The organism is Methylobacterium cerastii (assembly GCF_022179125.1).
GTDB lineage: Bacteria > Pseudomonadota > Alphaproteobacteria > Rhizobiales > Beijerinckiaceae > Methylobacterium > Methylobacterium cerastii.
Genome location: NZ_BPQG01000029.1, coordinates 21135 through 41606 on the forward strand (window position 1 = coordinate 21135; position 20472 = coordinate 41606).

23 protein-coding genes are annotated in these 20472 nt (G+C 71.4%); 9 read left to right on the forward strand and 14 right to left on the reverse strand.

Annotated features, from left to right (window positions below; all coding sequences use genetic code 11):
* The first annotated feature begins 75 nt into the window (after positions 1–75).
* The gene (locus tag MFF13_RS09940; protein ID WP_147752520.1) at positions 76–387 is read left to right on the forward strand and encodes a hypothetical protein; all 312 of its coding nucleotides are present in this window, start codon (positions 76–78) and stop codon (positions 385–387) included.
* A gap of 172 nt (positions 388–559) precedes the next feature.
* Here MFF13_RS09940 and MFF13_RS09945 read toward each other — a convergent pair whose 3' ends face one another.
* From MFF13_RS09945 to MFF13_RS09980, 8 genes are all read right to left on the reverse strand, one after another.
* Positions 560–784, reverse strand: coding sequence for a hypothetical protein (locus MFF13_RS09945; protein WP_147752519.1), 225 nt, complete (start codon positions 782–784; stop codon positions 560–562).
* 171 nt (positions 785–955) lie between these two features.
* Positions 956–1636 (reverse strand): HAD family hydrolase, encoded by a 681-nt coding sequence (locus tag MFF13_RS09950; RefSeq protein ID WP_147752518.1) that lies wholly within the window; start codon positions 1634–1636, stop codon positions 956–958.
* 4 nt (positions 1637–1640) lie between these two features.
* Complete coding sequence (locus tag MFF13_RS09955) at positions 1641–1931, reverse strand: hypothetical protein (protein ID WP_147752517.1); 291 nt, start codon at positions 1929–1931, stop codon at positions 1641–1643.
* 118 nt (positions 1932–2049) lie between these two features.
* Positions 2050–3384: an AmpG family muropeptide MFS transporter gene (locus tag MFF13_RS09960; protein WP_147752516.1), complete on the reverse strand. Its 1335-nt coding sequence runs from the start codon at positions 3382–3384 to the stop codon at positions 2050–2052.
* A gap of 223 nt (positions 3385–3607) precedes the next feature.
* Positions 3608–4063 carry a DUF2934 domain-containing protein gene (locus MFF13_RS09965; RefSeq protein ID WP_238272099.1) on the reverse strand — a complete coding sequence of 152 codons (456 nt, stop codon included), beginning with the start codon at positions 4061–4063 and terminating at the stop codon, positions 3608–3610.
* Positions 4064–4164: 101 nt separating this feature from the next.
* Positions 4165–4425 carry a hypothetical protein gene (locus MFF13_RS09970; protein ID WP_147752514.1) on the reverse strand — a complete coding sequence of 87 codons (261 nt, stop codon included), beginning with the start codon at positions 4423–4425 and terminating at the stop codon, positions 4165–4167.
* A 212-nt stretch (positions 4426–4637) separates the two neighbouring features.
* Positions 4638–5036 carry a hypothetical protein gene (locus MFF13_RS09975; RefSeq protein ID WP_238272100.1) on the reverse strand — a complete coding sequence of 133 codons (399 nt, stop codon included), beginning with the start codon at positions 5034–5036 and terminating at the stop codon, positions 4638–4640.
* Positions 5033–5440 carry a hypothetical protein gene (locus MFF13_RS09980; RefSeq protein WP_147829667.1) on the reverse strand — a complete coding sequence of 136 codons (408 nt, stop codon included), beginning with the start codon at positions 5438–5440 and terminating at the stop codon, positions 5033–5035. The genes MFF13_RS09975 and MFF13_RS09980 overlap by 4 nt, the downstream gene beginning before the upstream one ends.
* A gap of 222 nt (positions 5441–5662) precedes the next feature.
* Between MFF13_RS09980 and MFF13_RS09985 the strand changes: the two genes are divergently transcribed.
* Positions 5663–5809, forward strand: a complete 147-nt coding sequence (locus MFF13_RS09985) for a hypothetical protein (RefSeq protein WP_187273672.1) — start codon at positions 5663–5665, stop codon at positions 5807–5809.
* A gap of 7 nt (positions 5810–5816) precedes the next feature.
* Here MFF13_RS09985 and MFF13_RS09990 read toward each other — a convergent pair whose 3' ends face one another.
* The 6 genes from MFF13_RS09990 to MFF13_RS10015 form a co-directional block, all read right to left on the reverse strand.
* Positions 5817–7166, reverse strand: coding sequence for an NTP/NDP exchange transporter (locus MFF13_RS09990; protein WP_147754244.1), 1350 nt, complete (start codon positions 7164–7166; stop codon positions 5817–5819).
* Between the two features lie 187 nt (positions 7167–7353).
* Positions 7354–8112 (reverse strand): NADPH-dependent F420 reductase, encoded by a 759-nt coding sequence (locus tag MFF13_RS09995; protein ID WP_238272101.1) that lies wholly within the window; start codon positions 8110–8112, stop codon positions 7354–7356.
* The gene (locus MFF13_RS10000) at positions 8102–8962 is read right to left on the reverse strand and encodes an aldo/keto reductase (RefSeq protein ID WP_238272117.1); all 861 of its coding nucleotides are present in this window, start codon (positions 8960–8962) and stop codon (positions 8102–8104) included. The genes MFF13_RS09995 and MFF13_RS10000 overlap by 11 nt, the downstream gene beginning before the upstream one ends.
* A gap of 215 nt (positions 8963–9177) precedes the next feature.
* Positions 9178–9516, reverse strand: coding sequence for a hypothetical protein (locus MFF13_RS10005; protein WP_147754240.1), 339 nt, complete (start codon positions 9514–9516; stop codon positions 9178–9180).
* Between the two features lie 65 nt (positions 9517–9581).
* Complete coding sequence (locus tag MFF13_RS10010) at positions 9582–10028, reverse strand: CHRD domain-containing protein (protein WP_147754239.1); 447 nt, start codon at positions 10026–10028, stop codon at positions 9582–9584.
* 140 nt (positions 10029–10168) lie between these two features.
* Positions 10169–10588 carry a helix-turn-helix domain-containing protein gene (locus tag MFF13_RS10015; protein WP_238272102.1) on the reverse strand — a complete coding sequence of 140 codons (420 nt, stop codon included), beginning with the start codon at positions 10586–10588 and terminating at the stop codon, positions 10169–10171.
* Between the two features lie 908 nt (positions 10589–11496).
* On the opposite strand from MFF13_RS10015, the gene MFF13_RS10020 reads away from it, so the two are divergent.
* The 7 genes from MFF13_RS10020 (at position 11497) to MFF13_RS10050 (ending at position 20472) form a co-directional block, all read left to right on the forward strand.
* A complete protein-coding gene (locus tag MFF13_RS10020; RefSeq protein ID WP_147754237.1) occupies positions 11497–11598 on the forward strand; it encodes a K(+)-transporting ATPase subunit F in 102 nt (33 codons plus the stop codon).
* A gap of 11 nt (positions 11599–11609) precedes the next feature.
* On the forward strand, positions 11610–13325 hold the full coding sequence (gene kdpA / locus MFF13_RS10025) for a potassium-transporting ATPase subunit KdpA (RefSeq protein WP_238272103.1): 1716 nt from the start codon (positions 11610–11612) through the stop codon (positions 13323–13325).
* Positions 13326–13567: 242 nt separating this feature from the next.
* Complete coding sequence (kdpB, locus tag MFF13_RS10030; RefSeq protein WP_147829665.1) at positions 13568–15658, forward strand: potassium-transporting ATPase subunit KdpB; 2091 nt, start codon at positions 13568–13570, stop codon at positions 15656–15658.
* 29 nt (positions 15659–15687) lie between these two features.
* Positions 15688–16290, forward strand: coding sequence for a K(+)-transporting ATPase subunit C (locus MFF13_RS10035; protein WP_147754249.1), 603 nt, complete (start codon positions 15688–15690; stop codon positions 16288–16290).
* 38 nt (positions 16291–16328) lie between these two features.
* The gene (locus MFF13_RS10040) at positions 16329–19058 is read left to right on the forward strand and encodes a DUF4118 domain-containing protein (RefSeq protein WP_238272104.1); all 2730 of its coding nucleotides are present in this window, start codon (positions 16329–16331) and stop codon (positions 19056–19058) included.
* Positions 19055–19765, forward strand: a complete 711-nt coding sequence (locus MFF13_RS10045; RefSeq protein WP_147754247.1) for a response regulator — start codon at positions 19055–19057, stop codon at positions 19763–19765. The genes MFF13_RS10040 and MFF13_RS10045 overlap by 4 nt, the downstream gene beginning before the upstream one ends.
* Positions 19766–19902: 137 nt before the next feature.
* Complete coding sequence (locus tag MFF13_RS10050; RefSeq protein WP_147754246.1) at positions 19903–20472, forward strand: peptidase S14; 570 nt, start codon at positions 19903–19905, stop codon at positions 20470–20472.

Below are 20472 nucleotides of genomic sequence, written 5' to 3' on the forward strand. Positions count from 1 at the left end.
TCCGTTAGCCGCGGACGGCGTTGCCGTTTTCCGAGGAGGGCAAGCCGCCCTGTCCGTGGATGCCGAAGGAAAATCATGATCGCGCGGGACGTCCGACATCGTGCGCGCTGGGCCGCGATCTGCTTCACCGTCCTGCTCGTGACGCCGGCCCACGCGGAGCCTGACGACCGGATCGCCGCCTGCGACACGCTCGTCTCGCTGCGCCTTCTCGCGACGGCCAATCCCGATCGCGCGGCCGCCCTCGCCGCGGCCGCCGGCCGGCCCGGATGCAAGGCAGTCTCCCGCGCGGACGTCGGGGCCGTCGAGCATCGCGCGATGATCGGTGGCGCGCCGTTCGAATGCCTCGCCGTGAAAGGCGAGTCGGCCTGCCTCTGGGTCCAGCCTTAGCGACCAGACATTCGGATGGTCGAAGCCACGGCTCGCCGTGGCGGCGAGCGCATCGGGGGCTCGGGCCGAACCGCCGATCCGGCTTCGAGGACGCCGCCGGCATGCGCTGGTCGAAGCCGATGACTTCAACACGCAAGCATCGCCGGCGCCGTCGCCGACGCGATTCCGGGCGTCAGGCGCTCAGCGGCGCGCCGATGCGGGCGCGGAGCTGGAGCCGCAGGTTCTCGTTGGCCAGGTTCTCGTGGGCGTTGCCCTCGGCGTCGAGGGCCGACATCAAGCGGAGGAGTTGGCTGATCGGCGTGGCGCGGCTCTGGACCGCCTCCGCGATCCGCTCGTGGAGGGGCCTGTCGATGCAGGGGATCCAGGTCTGTACGCTGGTCTCGGCCGTCTGTTGCATGATCCGCCCCGTCCTCAGAAGGATCCCAGGAAGTTCCGGCGGGGTGGCTACGCCTTTCGCGCCGCCGGCGCCAGCCTTATCGCGCGCTGTCCGTAGCCGGCGCGAGACTGCGTCGCATCCCGGCCACACGCATGCCAGGAATGCGGGGACAAGAGTGGGCAAGCTGGCGAATCACCCGTCGCCGGGCTTGCGTTTCGCCAGGGGCGAGGCCTCGAAATCCGCGAGCAGATGCTCCGGGCTGCGGTAGATCGCGATGCAGCCGGCGGCCCGCAGGTCGGCCTCGGGGAAGCCGCCGCACAGGAGCCCGATCGTGGCGAGCCCGGCCTTGCCGGCGGCCTGCGCGTCGTAGGGCGTGTCGCCCAAAACCACGATCTCGCTGCGATCGACGTCGTCGAGCCGCTTCAGCGCCGCCTGGAAGATGTCCGGATGGGGCTTCGAGCGCTCGGCGTCGTCCGAGCTGGTGGCCGCGTCGACGAGGTCCTCGATGCCGAGCACCTTCTGGTAGTGCTCGACCTCGCTACGCTTGCCCGAGGAGGCCAGCGCGATGGTCGTGCCGTCGGCGCGAAGCCGCTCGAACAGGGCGCGCACCCCCGGAAACGGCTTCACCCGGTCGCGGTAGTCCCGCTTGAACAGGTCGGAGCGGTAGGCCTCGATCGTCTCGCCCTGGTCGCGAAGCTGCGCCTCCGACAGGAAGACCGGCATCAGCTCGTCGCCGCCCTTGCCGATCTGGCTGCGGACCTCGGCGAAGTCGGTCTCCACGCCGAAGTGGCGGAAGGCCTCGACCCAGGCTTCCGCGTGGAGGTCGACGCTGTCGAGCAGCGTCCCGTCGATGTCGAAGATCGCGGCTTTCATCGGATCAGCGCGGAATCGGGACGAGGCGCAAGCCGTCGTCGGGCAGCAGGTTGCGGGTGGGGCCCCCGGTCTGCTGGCCGCGGCCCTGCTGATAGTAGGGCAGCTCCGGCCGCCGGTCGTTGTCGCCGCCGGAATCGTAGGCCCAGGCCGGCTGCCAGGGCGCGCGCCCGCCGACGGTGATCGGCACGGTCTCACCGAGGGGACCCGCCGCCGGACGGTCGCGGTAGACCTGCGCCTGCGCGGTGGCCGGGACGGCGAGCAGGGCGAGGAGAAGGCCGGCTGTGCGGAGTGTCATCGGATCCTCGTGACGGAACGGGCGGCGCGCGCGCGGCGCGCTCGCGCCTTCACCGGCAAATGCGTCTCGTCGGACAACGGTACAGCTTCGCCCCCGTTCCACGCCGCGTGTCGGAGCCTCAGCCCGCCGGAGCGTCGGTGCGCGGGTGGACGCGCCAGACGTAGACGCACAGGATCGCCACCGGCACGCCGAGCAGCGCCGTGCCGACGAAGAACCAGGCGAAGCCGACATCCTCGATGATGAAGCCGGAGGCGCCGGCGAGCAGGCTGCCGGGGAGCGCACAGAGCGAGGTGAGCAGCGCGTACTGGCTCGCTGCGTGCTCGCTTGAGGCCAGCGACGACATGTAGGTGATCAGCACGATCGAGGCGAAGGCGTAGGCGAAGCTGTCGATGCTGACGGCGGCGGCGAAGGTCCAGAACGCCCCGCCCCCGTCGCCGCCGTGGATCGCGAGGTAGGCGAGCGCGAGGTGCGAGGCCGAGCCGAACACGGTGCCGGCGACGAGGCTCGCCAGGATGCCGATCCGCGGCACCACGAAGCTCGCCAGGAACGTGCCGGAGAGCGCGACGCCGAAGCCGAACAGCTTGGTCACCGTGGCGATGTCGGTGTTGGAGTAGTGCAGGCTCTTGAACAGCGGCATCGCCATCGCGCTCGACACGTAGCCGGGCATGCGGAAGCCCGCGACCATCACGAGGATCGGCACCGCCATCGGCCCGAGCCGCGTGATCAGCTCGCGGATCGGCGCGATCACGGTCTCGACGAAGCCGGCGCGGGCTTGGGAATTGACATGGGCGGCGTTCCGATCGGATTCCGGCTCCGGCGCCATCAGCGCCGCGATCATGCCAGGCGCCATCAGCACGGCCATGCACAGGTAGGCGGCGCGCCAGCCGTAGGCGTCGGAGAGGTAGAGCGCGCCGGCGCCGGCCGCGAGGTTGCCGACCCGCCAGCCGACCTCGGCGAAGGACGACATCAGCGCCTGCCGCTCGGCCGGCGCCACGGTGATGCGCCAGCCGTCGATCACCACGTCCTGCGTCGCGCCGGCGAATCCCAGCGCCAGCGAGAACACCACCGTCCAGGCGAGCCAATGCGCCGGGTCGCCGAAGGCGATGCCGGAAAGCGTCAGCGCCACGCCGGCTTGCGTGGCGACGATCCAGCCGCGCCGCCGGCCGAGCCAGCGCCCGAGGATGGGGGCGTCGTAGCGATCGAGGAACGGGGCCCAGAGGAACTTGAACTTGTAGGCCAGCGTCAGCTCGCTCAGCAGCCCGAGGATGCCGATCGGCACCTTGGCCTCCGCGAGCCAGGCCGACTGCGTGACGTAGACCAGCAGGAACGGAATCCCGGAGCTGAAGCCGAGCCCGAGCATCGCTGCGATGCGCCGGTCGGCGAGGTGGCTCAGAAAGGACGGCTTGGCGGATGCGGGCGCGGCGGCCCCGCTCCCGGCGACGGCGTCTGGCATGCGGACCAAAACCCTGCTCTCGGAAAGACGCGAACCCGTCCCGCGCGGCCGAAGCACCGGGTATCCCGCATCCGACGCCGTCCGAGAAGGGCGAGGACGGCGACAAGAGCCCTTCGAACGATCAAGAGCCGTTCGAACGACAAGGGCCCTTCGAACGGCGAGAGCCCGCCCCTCGGGCGAGGGACGGGCTCTTGCGGTCGACGTCGAAGGGCCGTGCGGCGCCTCAGTGCAGGCTGGCGCCCGTGGCGGCGCGGGCGGATTTCGGCTTGGCGGCGAGGCCGGCGGCGGCGAGCGCCTTCGGAGCCTTGGGGGCCGCCGTCTTGGAAGCGGGGGTCTTGGAAGCGGGGGTCTTGGAAGCGGGGGTCTTGGGGGCTGACGTCTTGGAGGCCGAAGCCTTGGTCGCGGTTGTCTTGGCAGATATTGTCTTGGCAACCGGCTTCGCGGCGACCTCGGCGGGCTTCGCGACGGCCTTGGCGCGGCTGGCGCGGGGCTTGAGGGTCTTGGCCGGGCTCGGCGCCAGGCCGGTCGCGGCGACGGCCTCGATCGTCAGGATCGGCGCCGGCGCGGCGACCTCGGCCTCGGCGCGCAGCCAATGGGCGTCCGCGCGGCCGTGCACGCGGCCCTCGTCTTCCCAGATGTAGTAGGCGCGCTCGCGCACCCGGTGCTCGATGACATCCATGTCCGTCTCCCGTTGCTGTCCCTGGGAAACGATGAAAGCCGGTGGTTAAGGCGCGGTTAACGGGTTGCTGCGGTGCGAAACCGCCCTCCCCCGCAGAAGGATCAGCCCTTCGACAGCCGGCGCGCGTTCGCGCGGACCTTGCGCCGATAACCGGCGATGACCTTCGCGGTCGAGGCGCCGGAGGCCACCATCAGCGCTGCCTCGCCCGCCGCCACCACCTTCTCGGTGACCATGCGCTGCGCCTCGGCCTGGCCCACGGCGCCGCCCGCCGCGATCTTGATCAGCCGCATGCCGATCACCTGCTGGGATTCGAACGCCAGCATCGTGGCGTCCATCCCGAGCTTGTACCAGGAACCGAACATGCGTTGACACTCCAGGCGCTCAGCGCTCGACAAGCGACCCCGGCCGCCGGAGGTTCCCCCGCCCGGCCGCCGCGTCGCATTCAAGATTTTCGGAGGGAAGGGCGACTTATACCGAACCTCGGTGAGCCCGACTCATCGAGGTTCGGCCCCCGCGACTGCGGGGCGGCGGGCGTCCGCCGGACCTCATGGGTTCTGACCCATGAGACTTGGCATTAGTCGAAGCTGCGGCCCTTGGCGGCCGAGCCGCCGAGGCTGATCTTCTTCGCAGGCCCCCCGAGGCTGACCTTCTTCGGCTTCGGCGCGCCGGCCTCGACCACCGGGACGGGCGCGGGCTTGAGGTGCGCCTGCCCATGGATCACCGAGCCGACCTCGCCCGCGACCCGGATCAGGTCCTCGCGCTCGCAGGCGCGGGCCACCTTCAGGCCGAGCTGGTGCATGTGGCTCTTGCCGTAGAGGTAGGCCGCGAGCTGCGCCCGCTTGAGGGGCGCGATCCCGGCGACGATCTCGGGGAAGTCGTACTCGTCGGCCCGGTAGACCTCGCCGAGCAGTTCCAGGGAGACCGGGCAGGCGGCATCGGGCTCGGCGCCGCTGGTCGGATGGGCTTGGGTCATGGATCACCTCGGGTCGATGTCGGGTCCCCGGCGAGGCCGGCGACCGCGTCGGGGGATGGGTCGGCCGGAGCGGGCGCGGTCCGCGCACCCTCCGGCGGGGCGGCGGGCCGCGGCCGCTCCGGCCGCAGGGGCGTCGGCGCGGGCGGGCGGCCGAGGCAGCCGGTGCAGACCGACGCGATGGCGATGTTCGCGCGGACCGTGCTGCGCTCCCACACCGCTTCGCGCGCCGCCCGGGCCGCCGCGACCGCCGCGTCGGCTCCGCCGGAGCCGATCGCGGGCGGGGGCGCGTCCGCGGGACGGATGCGCAGGAAGAGCGGTTCCTGCGCCGAGGCCGGCGCGCCCGCAAGGGGAAAACTCGCAAAGGCCAGGACCGGAGCGAGGCACAGGGCGGACCAGCAGCGCATGCCTTCGCTCGTCTCCCTTCGGCCGGGCCGCGTCCGATGCTCCATCGAAGCGCCAGGGTTAATGCGAGCTTAACGGTTGCGGCGGCGGACAGATCCCGTCGCGGCGGACGGGACCCGCACCTGCTCTGCGCTTCGGGGTCGCCGGAGATCGGGCGGGCCCGGCATTAACCTTTCGTTAACCGTCAGGCGCCCAGCCTGAACTACGATTCGGAGGGCGGTTCCATGACGATCCTCGGGTTAGTCGAATGGCTCGGCCACGGCGTCGCCGCGGCGCTCGCCGGGTGGGCGGCGATCGGCCTCGTGCTCGCAGGTCGCGATAGGGGGGCGCCGGCCCTGCAACCGGTCCGGGTCCGCGCCCGCCGCCGCTGAGCCACCATCAGATCCCTTCGGCGTAGCCCGGCGCGTCCGCTGTCCCCGCGTCGCGGTGGCGCCGCTCCTGCGCCCGTCCGAGCCACAGGCTGTTGACGAGCCAGGCCGCCGAGAGCGGCACCGCCACCACCGAGACCGCCGCCGCGCCGAACCCGAGGGCACCCAGGCCGGCATAGGACCACGCCCCGGCCTGGTCGCCGAGGCGGTAGACCACGGTGTCGATGAAGCTCTTGGCCTTGTAGCGGTCTTCTCGCGGCACAACCGTGAACAGCACCTCGCGGATCGGCCGGCTGATCGCGAAGTTGCCCGCCCGCCGCAGCACCTGGAAGCCGACGATCGCCGCGATCGACGGCGCCAGCGCCAGCAGGCCGAAGCCGAGGATGCTCAGCGCCGGCAGGATCGCCAGCGTCAGCCCGACGCCGATCCGCCGCACGATCCGCCCGGTGAGGAAGAACTGCACCCCGAGGGTCAGCACGTTCACGGCGAGGTCGACGCCGGCGAAGAACGCCGTCTGCGCCGCGCGGTCGGGGAAGCTCGCCTTGGCGATCGCCGCCTGCTGGAAATACAGGTAGGTCGAGGTGACCGAGAACAGCAGCAGGAACAGGGAGATGTTGAGCAGGTAGGGCGAGGCCAGCGTCCGGGTCACGCCGGCGAACACGCTGCCGCCGATCACCTGACCGGTCCCCTGTTCGGGGCCGCCCGACGGCGCCTGCCGCAGGCGCTCGGAGAGACGGGCGAGCCCGCGCATGCTGAACACCGCGCATTCGAGCAGCACCACCGCGCCGAGCATCAGGCCCCAGGTCGGCACCGCCTTGGCGAGCAGGGCGGTCGTCGCCGATCCGGCGATGGCGCCCAGCGTCGCGCCGGCCGCGATGAAGCCGAACAGGCGCTTGCCCTGGCTCGTCGAGAACACGTCGACGATGGTCGCCCAGAAGATCGACACCACGAACAGGTTGAAGATCGACAGCCAGACGAAGAACACCCGTCCGATCCACACCTCCCAGTCCGGCGGCGCGAGGTAGAGGGCCAGGGCGAAGAGCAGGATGTTGCTGGCGAAGAAGCGGTAGGTCAGCGGCACGAAGCGCGCGCGCGGCATGCGCTTGACCAGCCACGCGAAGGGCAGGTTCAGCGCCAGCATCCCGACGAGCGTCGCAGTGAACAGCCACGGCAGGTTCTCGATGCCGCCGGCCACGCCCATCTGGTCGCGGATCGGCCGCAGCACGTAGTAGGCGGCCAGGATCGAGAAGATGTAGGCCCAGGACCAAGCCAGCGCCGGCCCCTCCCCGGGCCGGGCGCCGACCAGGCGCGCGAAGGCGTTCGAAGGCGCAGCCTCGGTCGGCATCGCGGCGTGACTCATCGCGTGAACCCGTTGCCAGAGCCGGTTCCGACGCGCCCTTCCCCCTCTGCGGGGGAGGGCGGCCCCTGCGTCAGCAGGGGTCGGGAGAGGGGAGCGCCGTATCCTGACAGCGCGCTCCCCTCTCCCGACCCACTGCATGGGCCACCCTCTCCCGCAGAGGGGAGAGGGAGTTGCCCATTGGCCCTCGTCACTGCGTCAGCCCGAGGGTCTTGCGCAGGTCCGGCGCGGTCTGCTCGTGGCCGAAGCCGGGCGAGCCCATGGCGAACTTGCTCGCGTCCTTCAGGCCGCCGACCAAAACCGGGTCGAAGCCGGCGTCGCGCACCAGGCCCTCGGCGACCTTGACCGCGCCCGCGTCGTCGCCGGCGATCGGGATCGCCATGCGCCCGCCCGCCCGGTCCTTGCCGCCGTTCGCGCCTTCCTTGGCGAAGACCTTGTAGTTGGCCGCGTTGAACGCCCGGACGAGCTTGGCGCCGGGGAAGTACTTCTCCGAGGTCGCGCCGATGCCGTTGGCCTGGACCTCGTCGTAGAGCTCGCCGTCGCGCGCCTTGGTGGCGTTGCCGGCATCGAGCACGACCTTGCCCTTGAGGGCGGCGGCGTAGGGCTTCGAGAGTTCCGGATAGGCCTTGTACGGCACCGCCACGAACACCGCGTCGCCGAAGGCGATCGCCTCCTCGGGCGTGCCGGCCTTGGCCTTGTCGCCCAGGGCTTCGATCATGGGTTTCAGGGTCTCGGGATGGCGGGAGGAGAACATCACCTCGTGCCCGTCCTTGACCCAGAGGGTCCCGATCGTGCCGCCGATGTTGCCCGAGCCGATCACGCCGATCCGAATTTTTTTGGATGTCTCCTGCGCCAGTGCCGGAAATTGCGCCATCGCCGGAAACGCGAGGCATGCGAGGCCGGCCATGAGCGCGGCGCGACGGGAAAGTCCGAAAAGGTCAGAGCGCATCGATGAAGGCCTCCATCTGTTTCCGCTCGGCCGCGTCGGGCAGGCGCCCGCGGGCCGCGGCGAGGTTGTCCTCGACGTAGGCGACCTTCGCCATGCCGGGGATCGGGCAGGTCACGGCCGGGTGGCCGAGGACGTATTTCAGGAAGAATTGCGGCCAGGTCTCGCAGCCGAAGGCCTTGGCGAAGTCCGGCACCGCCTTGCCCTGGACCGCCTTGAACAGGCGGTCGCGTCCGAACGGCACGTTGACCATCACCGCCTGGCCCCGGTCGGCGGCGAGCGGCAGGATGCGCTCGGCCGCCTCGCGGTTGTCGATCGCGTAGTTGACCTGGATCGCGTCGAGGGTCTCGCTGCGCATCACGCGCTCCAGCCCGTCGAACTGCCCGTCCCGCCAGACGGTGACGCCGAGGTAGCGGATCCGCTTCTCCGCCTTGAGGTCGCGCAGCACCGCGAGGTTCTCGGTGGCGTCGATCAGGTTGTGCACGGCCACGAGGTCGATCCGCGCGACCTTCATCCGCGCCAGCGAACGCTCGAACTCGGCGCGCGTGGCCTCGCGGCCGGTGGTGTCGACCTTGCTCGCCAGGAATACCTTGTCGCGCAAGGCGCCGTCCGGGAGGATCAACCCGAGCACGTCCTCCGCCGTGCCGTAGCTCGGGGCGGTGTCGATCACCGATCCGCCGAGCGCCACGAAGCGCTCGACCGCCGCGCGCAGCGGCGCGACGGCCTCGGCCGTGGGGGCCACCTCGTAGCGGCGCGAGGTGCCGATGCCGACGACCGGCAGCATCTCGCCCGTCGACGGGATCGGACGGCGGATCAGCGTCTCCTCCGCCGACGCGCCCCGGGTCAGGGGCATCAGGGCGGCGGCGGCGATCAGCGCGCGGCGGGACAGGCCGCCGGGTACTGGGGACGCTGCAAGGGGCGCTACGAGGGGCGCTGTGAGGGGCGCTGTGAGAGGCATCGCGGGAGACTCCGTGGCGCGTGACGCATCCAGGCTCACCTAGGGCAACCGTGGGTACGCGTCGGTCTTTTCTCGATCGTGACGCGCGCGGGGGTCGGAGGACCGCTCGATCAATCCTCTTCCGGCGGATCCTCGAATTCCGCGCCCTCGGTGTCGGGGGCGATGCGGAACCGGTACTCGTCGATGGCGAGAAACGCCCGGTGCACCGCCTGCGGGTCGAGGCCGTCGCGTACCACCAAGGTTTGGAAGTCGATGAACAGGCGTGCGATCCGCGCCTCCCCCGTCAGAGCCTGGAGGGCCGAGGAGCCGGCCCCGCCGCGCATCATGAAGCGCTTGGCCGCGCCCTCCGCGTCCGGGGCCGGCAGCACCGCGACCTGGCCGGCGGTGTCCGGGCGCAGCTCCGCCCAGCGTGCCGGCGTCCAGGCGATGATGGCGTCCGATTGCTTCACAGCGCGAGCCTCCGCAAGCCGTCCCCGGCGAGCGGCCTACAGAATGCGCGCGCCGGGGAAAAGGCCTACGGCGCCCGCACCACCTGCCCGCGGATCTCGCCCTTCGGGTTCGCCGCGGTGTGGAGGTTGAAGTAGATCTTGCCCGCGGCGAGGTCGGCCGCCTTGGCGTCGTCGAGGGTGGCCGAGCCCTCGAACGGGCTGGCGGAGGCGGTCACCGGGACCAGCACGCCGGCATTGGCCCCGGCCTCGGCGGGACCGTGGAAGTGGGCGGCCGTCACCGGGCCGGTCAGACCGCTGTAGCTGCCCTTCCAGGTCAGCGTCTTGCCGGCGGGATCGTAGGTCGCCGAGACCTCGCCGGTGCCCTTGCTCTCGGTGGCGGGCACTTCCGAGCCCGCCGTCAGCGCAGCCTTGTAGGTCTGGCCCTCGGCCGCCGAAGCCGTGGCGACGGTGGCGGACAGCGCGAAGGCGGAGAGCGCCAGTGCGGCCAGGCCGCTGTGGATGTCGCGGATCATCGGATCCTCCCTGATGGCAAGCCGGGTCCGGGTTGCAGGGCGGTAGATAGGCGCGGCGGCGCGCGCGCCGATCACGTTGTCGCGCGCGACCGACCGATGAACGCGCGACCGCTCCGAGACGCCGCCCGTCGGAGTAGCCGTCAGGAGGCGGCGTCGTCCGGCGTGCCGGCCCGCGCGATCCGGGCGGCGGACTTCACCATCGCCAGCACGTCGCGGCGCATCTGCAGGTCAGAGATCGCCGAATAGGCTTTCAGCAGCTCCGCTGCGCCGGCGATGCCGAGGAAAGGCAGGCTCGCGGACTCGTCGACGGAACGCGACTCGCCGGATTCGCCCTCGAAGAAGGTCGAGACCGGCACGCCGAGATGGTCGGCGATCGTCTGAAGGCGGCCGGCGCCGACGCGGTTGCGGCCCTTCTCGTACTTCTGGACCTGCTGGAAGCTTACGCCCAGGGCTTGGCCGAGGGCGGTCTGGCTGATCCCGCGGGCGGCCCGAAGAACCGCGATGCGGCTGCCGACGGTGTGGTCGGCATCGGTGGGTTTCTTCTGTTCCGCGGTCGACATCGTGTTCGTCTCACTCGGGTTCGTGCCGCCGAGCGGGATGCCCGGGCGTGTAGAAGTGACCAAGCGCTCTCGAAAGACAATCTTGAGATGCGCTAAAGTCACGGTACGATTGTACCCCGTCCTTGCGGCGCAGCCACGCACTTTTCGAATGGGCGGTATGTCGCACGAGGGGGCAACGGTCGAGAATGAAACTGCGGTGCCATGGCGTGAAGCCCGCAGCCCGCGGAAAACGTACCTAAAGTATATCGATTGATTCGGGCAACACCGCTCTTCGCCCCGCTCCCAGGCTTCGACCCGGTCCATCGACGCCCGACGCGGCCTTTCCGCGACGGCAGCAATGCTCGACCGTGACGATATCGGCCGAAACGGCCGCATGCCGAGGGCGCTCGAACCTGCGAAGCCGGGTGTCGCGGAGCCGGATTATCATTCTTTCTCAAAGCTTTAATCGTTGTCGGCCCGCTGCCGCAGCCATCGTGGCCGGTCGTCCCGTCGGGACTTCGCCCCGCACCGGACATTGCGTCTCTACGGCGCGTTCTCAGTATTCGTCTCCCTGACCGAAATTCAGGAGTCCGAGGCGACCGATTCGGGATCGCGCTGTGCGCGGACCTGTGAACGGGTTTGCACGGTCGCGCCCGAAGAGCCGGCCCGATCCTGATGGGATCCTTATGGAATCGGGGCCGGCCGCCTCTCGCATTCCTACGGCGCGTCCGCCCAATCTGACGACCACGGCACGCACGACGCCGGGCGGATCGGTCGAAGCGGACCGGTCGGCCCGCGCCGGCGTCGCCGCCCCCCGTCGTTGCGGACGTTTCCCATGCTCGACCTCGCCTTCCTCGCAGGCGCCCTCGCCTTCTTCGCCATCGCTGCCGGCTATGCCGGCCTGTGCGCGCGCCTCTGAGGAGATCGCCATGCCTGCGACCCTGCCTCTCGACCTGTTCCTCGGCGCCCTCGTGACGGTCGGCCTGCTGGCCTACCTCACCTACGCCCTCGTCCGCCCCGAGCGGTTCTGAAGGACCGACCCATGACCGTGAACGGCTGGATCCAGATCGCGCTCTTCTGCGCGGTCGTGCTGGCGCTCGTGCGCCCCCTCGGCGGCTACATGGCCCGCGTCTTCTCGGGCGAGCGGACCCTGCTCTCGCCCGTGCTCGAACCGGTCGAGCGCGGGCTCTATCGCCTCGCCGGCATCGACCGGACCCACGAGCAGCACTGGCTCGCCTACGCCACGGCGATGCTCGTCTTCCACGCGGCCGGCTTCGTGCTGCTCTACGCCCTGCTGCGGCTCCAGGCGGTGCTGCCCCTGAACCCGGACGGGCAGGGCGCCGTGGCACCGGACCTCGCCTTCAACACCGCGGCGAGCTTTATCACCAACACCAACTGGCAGTCCTACGGCGGCGAGACGACGCTGTCATACCTGTCGCAGATGCTGGGGCTGACCCATCAGAACTTCCTGTCGGCCGCGACCGGCATCGCTCTGGCCGTCGCCCTCGTCCGGGGTTTTTCGCGAGCCTCGGTGCGGACCGTCGGCTCGTTCTGGGTCGACCTCACCCGCGGCACCCTCTACCTGCTGCTGCCGCTCTGCGTCGTGTTCACGCTGTTCCTGGTCTGGCAGGGCATCCCGCAGACCCTTGGCGGCGCCGTCGCGACGACGACCCTGGAGGGCGCGTCCCAGACCATCGCGGTCGGGCCGGTGGCCAGCCAGGTCGCGATCAAGATGCTCGGCACCAACGGCGGCGGCTTCTTCAACGCCAACGCCGCCCACCCGCTCGAGAACCCGACCGCGCTGTCGAACTTCGCGCAGATGGTCTCGATCTTCGCGATCGGCGCGGCGCTCACCAACCTGTTCGGCCGCAGCGTCGGCCGCGAGCGCCAGGGCTGGGCGATCCTTGCCGCGATGGCGGTGCTGTTCCTGGCCGGGATCGCGATCACCTACGGCGCCGAATCCGCCGGAAGCCCGGTGCTGAACGCGCTGGGCCTGCCCGGCGGCAACATGGAGGGCAAGGAGGTTCGGTTCGGGATCGTGGCCTCGGCGCTGTTTGCCGTCGTCACCACCGCCGCCTCCTGCGGCGCGGTCAACGCCATGCACGACTCGTTCACCGCCCTCGGCGGCATGATCCCGCTGATCAACATGGAGCTCGGCGAGATCGTCGTCGGCGGCGTCGGCGCCGGGCTCTACGGCATGCTGGTCTTCGTCATCGTCACGATCTTCGTCGCCGGGCTGATGGTCGGGCGCACGCCGGAATACCTCGGCAAGAAGATCGAGGCGCGCGAGGTGAAGATGGCGATGCTCGCCATCCTCTGCCTGCCGCTGATGCTGCTGGGCGGCACCGCGCTGGCCACCGTGGTCGCCGCGGGGCTCGCCGGCCCCGCCAACGCCGGCCCGCACGGCTTCTCCGAGATCCTCTACGCGTTCACGTCGGCGGCCGCCAACAACGGCTCGGCCTTCGGTGGGCTCGCAGCGAACACGACCTTCTACAACACCACCCTGGCGGCCGGCATGCTGGTCGGGCGGTTCTTCGTGATCGTCCCGGCGCTGGCCATCGCCGGCGCGCTCGCCGCCAAGAAGACCGTGCCGGCCTCGTCCGGCACCTTCCCCACCGACGGCGGCCTGTTCGTCGGGCTGCTGGTCGGCGTGATCCTCATCGTCGGCGGCCTGACCTTCTTCCCGGCCCTGGCGCTCGGGCCGATCGTCGAGCACCTCGCCGGCGGCCTCGGCCAGACCTTCGCCGCAGGAGGCTAGGCCATCCGTGACGCCCTCCCCCAAGCCGTCGCTCGACCCTCGCCGCGACGCAGGCGGGGCGCGCAGCGCCCGCGCCCGGCCGTCGCCGGGCGCCGCCCCCCGGTCCGCGTCTCCGACCTGATCCTGGCGATGCTGAGCCTCACCCTCCTCGGCGCCCTCGGCCTCATGGCCGGCGCCGCCCTCCTCGGCCGCGCGCTGGGCCACTAAAGCCCGCCGGCCCTCCCCCGATCCGGACGAACCCCATGTCCCGCCCCTCCCAGACCCTGTTCAGCGCGGCCCTCGTCGGCCCGGCCCTCGTCGGTGCCGTGAGGAAGCTCGATCCGCGCCTGATGGTGCGCAACCCGGTGATGTTCGTCGTCGAGGTCGTCGCCCTGCTCACCACGATCCTGTTCGTGCGCGACGCCGCGACCGGGGCGGCGGACCTCGCCTTCTCCGGGCAGATCATCCTGTGGCTGTGGTTCACGGTGCTGTTCGCCAACTTCGCCGAGGCCGTCGCCGAGGGGCGCGGCAAGGCGCAGGCGGAATCCCTGCGCCGCACCCGGACCGAGACCCTGGCCAAGCGCCTGACCGGCCGAGGCGACGCCTACGAGACCGTGCCCGGCAACGGCCTGAAGGTCGGCGACGTGGTGCTGGTCGAGGCCGGCGACATCATCCCGTCGGACGGCGAGGTCATCCTCGGCATCGCCTCGGTCAACGAGGCGGCGATCACCGGCGAATCCGCCCCCGTGATCCGCGAATCCGGCGGCGACCGCTCGGCGGTGACCGGCGGCACGCAGGTGCTCTCCGACGCGATCCGGGTGCGGATCACGGCGGCTGCCGGCTCGACCTTCGTCGATCGGATGATCGCCCTCGTCGAGGGCGCCTCGCGTCAGAAGACCCCGAACGAGATCGCGCTCAACATCCTGCTCGCCGGGCTGACCCTGATCTTCGTCTTCGCCGTCGCCTCGATCCCGAGCTTCGCGTCCTACGCCGGCGGCGCCATCCCGCTGATCGTGCTGGTCGCCCTGTTCGTCACGCTGATCCCGACGACCATCGGCGCGCTCCTGTCGGCCATCGGCATCGCCGGCATGGACCGGCTGGTGCGCTTCAACGTGCTCGCGATGTCGGGCCGCGCGGTGGAGGCGGCCGGCGACGTCGACACGCTGCTGCTGGACAAGACCGGCACGATCACGCTGGGCAACCGGCAGGCCACCGCGTTCCGCCCCGTCCGCGGCGTCACCGAGCAGGAGCTGGCCGACGCGGCGCAACTCGCCTCGCTCGCCGACGAGACCCCGGAGGGGCGTTCGATCGTGGTGCTGGCCAAGGAGGGCTACGGCATCGGCGCGCGCGACATGGGGCACCTCGACGCCACCTTCGTGCCCTTCACCGCCCAGACCCGGATGAGCGGCGTCGACCTCGCCGGCGCGCAGATCCGAAAGGGCGCCGTCGAGGCGATCGTCGCGGCGGCGGGCGGCGGCCCGGTCGCGACGCGGGGCTCGAGCGCGGCGCTCGCCTACGCGCGGACCGCCTCGACGGAGGGCGTCGAGGAGGTCCGCGCCATCGCCGACGAGGTCGCCCGGGCCGGCGGCACGCCGCTCGCCGTCTCCCGCGACGGGCGGCTGCTGGGCGTGGTGACGCTGAAGGACATCGTGAAGGGCGGCATCCGCGAGCGCTTCGCGGAACTGCGCCGCATGGGCATCCGCACGGTGATGATCACCGGCGACAACCCCGTCACCGCCGCCGCGATCGCGGCCGAGGCCGGCGTCGACGACTTCCTCGCCCAGGCGACGCCGGAGGACAAGCTGGCGCTGATCCGCAAGGAGCAGGCGGAGGGCAAGCTCGTCGCCATGTGCGGCGACGGCACCAACGACGCCCCGGCTTTGGCGCAGGCCGACGTCGGCGTCGCGATGAACACCGGCACGGTGGCGGCCCGCGAGGCCGGCAACATGGTCGACCTCGATTCCGACCCGACCAAGCTCATCGAGATCGTCGGCATCGGCAAGCAGCTGCTGATGACGCGGGGCGCGCTGACCACCTTCTCGATCGCCAACGACGTGGCGAAATACTTTGCCATCATCCCGGCGATGTTCCTCGGGCTCTACCCGCAGCTCCAGGCGCTGAACGTGATGGGGCTCGCCTCGCCCCAGAGCGCGATCCTGTCGGCGATCATCTTCAACGCGCTGATCATCGTCGCGCTGATCCCGCTGGCCTTGCGCGGCGTCGCCTACCGGGCGGTCGGGGCCGGGGCACTGCTGCGCCAGAATCTCCTGATCTACGGCTTGGGCGGAATCCTGGTGCCCTTCGCCGGCATCAAGGCGATCGACCTCGCCGTCACCGCGCTCCACCTCGCCTGATCTTTCCCTTCGCGTCCCGAGACCCCGCCATGCTGACCCAGCTCCGCCCCGCACTCGTCCTGCTGATCGCGTTGACCGCGCTCACCGGGCTCGCCTACCCCCTCGCCATGACCGGGCTCGCCGGCCTCGCCTTCCCGAGCCAGGCCGCCGGCTCGATCGTCCTGCGCGACGGCCGACCCGTCGGGTCGAGCCTGGTCGGCCAAAACTTCACCAGCGCGCGCTACTTCCAGGGCCGGCCCTCGGCCACCGTCGCCGCCGACCCGGCGGATGCGGCCAAGACCGTGCCGGCGCCCTACAACGCCGCGAACTCGTCGGGCTCCAACCTCGGCCCGACCAGCGCCGCGCTCGCCGAGCGGGTCGGCGCCGACCTCGCCCGGCTGAAGGCCGAGAACCCGGGCGTGCCGGTGCCGGTGGACCTCGTGACCACGAGCGCGTCGGGGCTGGACCCCGACATCTCGCCCGAAGCCGCCCTGTTCCAGGTGAAGCGCGTGGCGGCCGCGCGGTCGCTCCCCGAGCCCTCCCTCCGCGACCTCGTCGCGGGGCAGGTCCGCGGCCGCTGGCTCGGCCTCCTCGGCGAGCCGCGGGTGAACGTGCTGGCCCTCAACCTCGCCCTGGACGAGATGGCGAAATAGCCCCGGTCGCCCCGTATTCCGCGTAGGATGCGCGCTCGATGACCGAGCCGAGCCGAGCCCCCGACCGCCCCTCCCCCGACGCGCTGCTCAACGCCGCGCGCCGGGCGGACCAGTCGCGTGGGCGGCTCAAGATCTTTCTCGGCGCCGCGCCCGGCGTCGGCAAGACCTTCGAGATGCTGACGACCGCCCAGGCCAAGGCCCGCGCCGGCCTCGACGTGGTGGTCGGCGTGGTCGAGACCCACGGCCGTGCGGAGACGGAGAGCCTGCTTTCCGGGCTCGAGATCGTTCCGCGCCGCGCGGTCGCCTACAAGGGCATCCGCCTCGACGAGATGGACCTCGACGCGCTGCTCGCGCGCAAGCCCACCCTGGCCCTCGTCGACGAGCTCGCCCACACCAACGCGCCGGGCTCGCGCCACCCGAAGCGCTACCAGGACGTCGAGGAACTGCTCGACGCCGGCATCGACGTCGACACCACCCTCAACATCCAGCACGTCGAGAGCCTGAATGACGTCGTCGCGCAGATCACCCGCATCCGCGTGCGCGAGACCGTGCCCGACGGCATCCTCGACCGGGCCGACGACATCGAGGTGATCGACCTCAACCCCGACGACCTGATCCGGCGGCTGGAGGACGGCAAGGTCTACCGGCCCCGCAACGCCACCCGTGCCCTCAAGCACTACTTCTCCCGCGGAAACCTGACCGCTCTGCGCGAGCTGGCCTTGCGCCGCACCGCCGACCGGGTCGACGACGAGCTGCTGAGCCACATGCGCGCCCACGCCATCCCCGGCCCCTGGGGGGCGGGCGAGCGGGTGCTGGTCTGCGTCAGCGAGGATCCGCGGGCGGCCGGCCTGGTGCGCTACGCCAAGCGCCTGGCCGACCGGCTGCACGCGCCCTGGACCGCGCTTTCCGTCGAGGGGCCGCGGGCGCAGGCGCTGTCGGAGGCCGCGCGCGACCGCATCGCCGACACCCTGCGGCTGGCCGACCGCCTCGGCGGCGAGGCCGCGACCGTGCCGGGCTCGCGGCGGATCGCCGACGACATCCTGGCCTATGCGCGAAGCACCAACGCCAACCACGTCGTGGTCGGCAAGTCCGAGCGCTCGCGGCTCTTCGAGATCCTGAACGGCTCGGTGGTACGCGACCTCGTGCGCGGCTCGGGCACGATCAGCGTCCACGTCGTCGCGGGCGAGGCGCAGAGGGAGACGCAGGACGCGGACCCGCCGAAGCCCCTGCGCACGGCCGCCCCGGAGCCCGCCCGCTCGGCCTGGCCCTACGCGGTCGCGCTCGGCGCCGTCGCCGTCGCCCTCGGGATCGCGCTCGCCTTGCAGCCGACGCTGGGGGTCGAGAACGCCGACCTCGTCCTGCTCACCGCGGTGGTCGCCGTCGCGGTGAGCTTCGGGCTCTGGCCCTCGCTCGCCGCCGTGGTGGCCGCGTCGCTCGCCTACAACTTCTTCTTCCTGCCGCCGCTCTACACCTTCACCATCGCCGACCCGACCAACGTCGCCGCCTTCTGCCTGTTCACGCTGGTCGCGGTGCTGGTCTCGAACCTTGCCGCGCGCACCCGCGAGGAGGCGCTAGTGTCCCGGGCGCGGGCGGTCGCGAGCGAGCGGCTCTACGGCTTCAGCCGCAAGCTCGCCGGCTGCGGCACGCTCGACGACGTGCTGTGGGCCACCGCCTACCAGGTCGCCGCCAGCCTCGAGGTCCGCGTCGTGCTGCTCCTGCCCGAGGACGGCGCGATCGCGGTGCGGGCCGGCTACCCGCCCGAGGACACCCTCGACGCCGCCGACCTCGCCGCCGCGACCTGGGCCTTCGACAACGACCGCGCGGCCGGCCGCGGCGCCGACACCCTGCCCGGCGCCAAGCGCCTGTTCCTGCCGATGCGGACCGGCCGCGGCACGCTCGGCGTGATCGGCCTCGATGCCGACCGGCCCGGGCCGATCCTCTCGCCGGAGAGCCGGCGCCTCGTGGACGCGCTCTCCGACCAGGGCGCGCTCGCCATCGAGCGCGTCCGCCTCGTCGAGGACCTCGACCGGGCCGAGCGCGCGGCCGAGACCGACCGCCTGCGCCAGGCCCTGCTCACCTCGATCTCGCACGACCTGCGCACGCCGCTGGCCGCCGTGCTCGGGGCGGCCACGACGCTGCGCGACCTCGACGACGCCCTCGACGGCACGGAGAAGGCCGACCTGCTGGCGACCGTCATCGCCGAATCCGAGCGCCTCAACCGCTTCATCGCCAACCTCCTCGACATGACCCGCCTGGAGGCCGGCGCGGTGGTGCCCAACGTCGCCCTCCACGACGTCGCGGAGGTCGCCGACACGGCGCTGCGGCGCATGGACAAGATCCTGGCCGCCCACCGCGTGGCGGTGGAGATCGCCAAGGACCTGCCGCCCTTGCGGCTCGACCCGGTGCTGTTCGAGCAGGTGCTGGTCAACCTCCTCGACAACGCCGGCAAGTACGCGCCCGAGGGCTCGACGATCCGCCTGCTCGGGCGACGGGAGGGGATGCGGGTGCTGATCGAGGTCCTCGACGAGGGCGACGGCCTGCCCGAGGCCGACCGGGAGCGGGTGTTCGACACGTTCTACCGCGTCGCCAAGGCCGACAGCGTGCGGGCCGGGACCGGCCTCGGCCTGCCGATCTCGCGCGGCTTCATCGAGGCGATGGGCGGCACCGTGACAGGCGCCAACCGCCGCGACCGCGCGGGCGCGGCCTTCACCATCGCCCTGCCGGTCCCCGCCGAGCCGGCCCGGACCGCGTCGGAGCGGGCCGCATGACCCTGCACGTCCTCGTCGTCGACGACGAGCCGCCGATCCGGCGGCTGCTGCGCACCGGGCTCGGGACGCAGGGCTACGCCGTGCTCGAGGCGCCGGACGGCCGTACCGCCCTCGAGACCTTGCGCCGCAAGGCGTCGGGCCACGAGACCGTGGACCTCGTGATCCTCGACCTCGGGCTGCCCGACATGCGCGGGCACGACCTGCTCGCCGAGATCCGCAAGGCGCATCCGGCCCTGCCGGTGGTGGTGCTGTCGAGCCGCGACGACGAGACCGGGAAGGTCGAGGCGCTCGACCTCGGGGCCGACGACTACGTCACCAAGCCCTTCGGCATGGGCGAATTGCTCGCCCGCATCCGCACGGCGCTCCGCCACCAGCTCGCGACGGAAGGGCAGCGCCCGCTGTTCCGGGTCGGCCCTCTGAGCGTCGACCTCGTGCGCCGCATCGTCCGGGTGGAGGAACGCGAGGTGAAGCTGACGCCGCGCGAATACGACTTCCTGCGCGTGCTGGTGCAGCATGCCGGCAAGGTGCTGACCCACGCCCAGCTGATGGGCGCGGTCTCGGCCTCGTCCGACCCGCAATACCTGCGGGTCTACATGCGCCAGCTCCGGCAGAAGCTGGAGGCCGACCCCGAGCGCCCGCGCCTGCTGCTCACCGAGACCGGCGTCGGCTACCGCCTGCGCGCGCCCGACGACGGCCTGTCGCGCTGACGGGTTCCCGGATGCGGATTTTTTCCTGAACGAACCCGTCCGGCGCGGGTTGTGCAGGCCGTAGAGCCGGCGCGCATCGCGGCGTCGCCGGCATCGCAAGGCCACAGCTCCCCATGGATCAGACCCGAGATACGACCTTGGACACGACGCCCCTGAAGGCCGCCGACTTCGCGGCCCCGACCGTCCTGCTCGCCGGCACGGTGGATTACGACATGTACAAGGACTTCCGGCGCCAGATCGGCCAGGCGCCGTGCGACGGGCTCGTCGTGGTCGAGCTGACCACGCTCGGCGGCGACCCGGAGGTGGCGCGGATGATGGGCGAGGACATCCGCTTCAAGAGCGCGATGAACCCGCAATGCCGCTACGCCTTCCTCGGCAAGGCGGCGATCTACTCCGCCGGCACCACCTTCATGAGCTTCTTCACCCGGAAGAACCGCTATCTCACCCCCGGCACGCGGCTGATGATCCACGAGCGCAAGCTCGCCAAGGAGCTTCAGATCAACGGCCCGCTCACCACCTGCATCGCCACGGTGAAGGCGACGCTCCACGAGATCGAATGCTCGATCGCGATCCAGAACGAGGGCTTCGCCAACCTCGTCGAGGGCTCGCAGGTGACCCTCGACGCGGTGATCGAGCGCGCCCCGTACAACTGGTACATCGAGGCCGAGGAGGCCCGCCGCCTCGGGCTGATCGAGGCCGTGATCTGA

Coding starts and splice junctions, on each gene's coding strand:
- MFF13_RS09940 (WP_147752520.1), top strand. CDS start 76: ATGATCGCGCGGGACGTCCGACATCGTGCGCGCTGGGCCGCGATCTGC.
- MFF13_RS09945 (WP_147752519.1), bottom strand. CDS start 784: ATGCAACAGACGGCCGAGACCAGCGTACAGACCTGGATCCCCTGCATC.
- MFF13_RS09950 (WP_147752518.1), bottom strand. CDS start 1,636: ATGAAAGCCGCGATCTTCGACATCGACGGGACGCTGCTCGACAGCGTC.
- MFF13_RS09955 (WP_147752517.1), bottom strand. CDS start 1,931: ATGACACTCCGCACAGCCGGCCTTCTCCTCGCCCTGCTCGCCGTCCCG.
- MFF13_RS09960 (WP_147752516.1), bottom strand. CDS start 3,384: ATGCCAGACGCCGTCGCCGGGAGCGGGGCCGCCGCGCCCGCATCCGCC.
- MFF13_RS09965 (WP_238272099.1), bottom strand. CDS start 4,063: ATGGATGTCATCGAGCACCGGGTGCGCGAGCGCGCCTACTACATCTGG.
- MFF13_RS09970 (WP_147752514.1), bottom strand. CDS start 4,425: ATGTTCGGTTCCTGGTACAAGCTCGGGATGGACGCCACGATGCTGGCG.
- MFF13_RS09975 (WP_238272100.1), bottom strand. CDS start 5,036: ATGACCCAAGCCCATCCGACCAGCGGCGCCGAGCCCGATGCCGCCTGC.
- MFF13_RS09980 (WP_147829667.1), bottom strand. CDS start 5,440: ATGCGCTGCTGGTCCGCCCTGTGCCTCGCTCCGGTCCTGGCCTTTGCG.
- MFF13_RS09985 (WP_187273672.1), top strand. CDS start 5,663: ATGACGATCCTCGGGTTAGTCGAATGGCTCGGCCACGGCGTCGCCGCG.
- MFF13_RS09990 (WP_147754244.1), bottom strand. CDS start 7,166: ATGAGTCACGCCGCGATGCCGACCGAGGCTGCGCCTTCGAACGCCTTC.
- MFF13_RS09995 (WP_238272101.1), bottom strand. CDS start 8,112: ATGCGCTCTGACCTTTTCGGACTTTCCCGTCGCGCCGCGCTCATGGCC.
- MFF13_RS10000 (WP_238272117.1), bottom strand. CDS start 8,962: ATGCCCCTGACCCGGGGCGCGTCGGCGGAGGAGACGCTGATCCGCCGT.
- MFF13_RS10010 (WP_147754239.1), bottom strand. CDS start 10,028: ATGATCCGCGACATCCACAGCGGCCTGGCCGCACTGGCGCTCTCCGCC.
- MFF13_RS10015 (WP_238272102.1), bottom strand. CDS start 10,588: ATGTCGACCGCGGAACAGAAGAAACCCACCGATGCCGACCACACCGTC.
- MFF13_RS10020 (WP_147754237.1), top strand. CDS start 11,497: ATGCCTGCGACCCTGCCTCTCGACCTGTTCCTCGGCGCCCTCGTGACG.
- kdpA (WP_238272103.1), top strand. CDS start 11,610: ATGACCGTGAACGGCTGGATCCAGATCGCGCTCTTCTGCGCGGTCGTG.
- kdpB (WP_147829665.1), top strand. CDS start 13,568: ATGTCCCGCCCCTCCCAGACCCTGTTCAGCGCGGCCCTCGTCGGCCCG.
- MFF13_RS10035 (WP_147754249.1), top strand. CDS start 15,688: ATGCTGACCCAGCTCCGCCCCGCACTCGTCCTGCTGATCGCGTTGACC.
- MFF13_RS10040 (WP_238272104.1), top strand. CDS start 16,329: ATGACCGAGCCGAGCCGAGCCCCCGACCGCCCCTCCCCCGACGCGCTG.
- MFF13_RS10045 (WP_147754247.1), top strand. CDS start 19,055: ATGACCCTGCACGTCCTCGTCGTCGACGACGAGCCGCCGATCCGGCGG.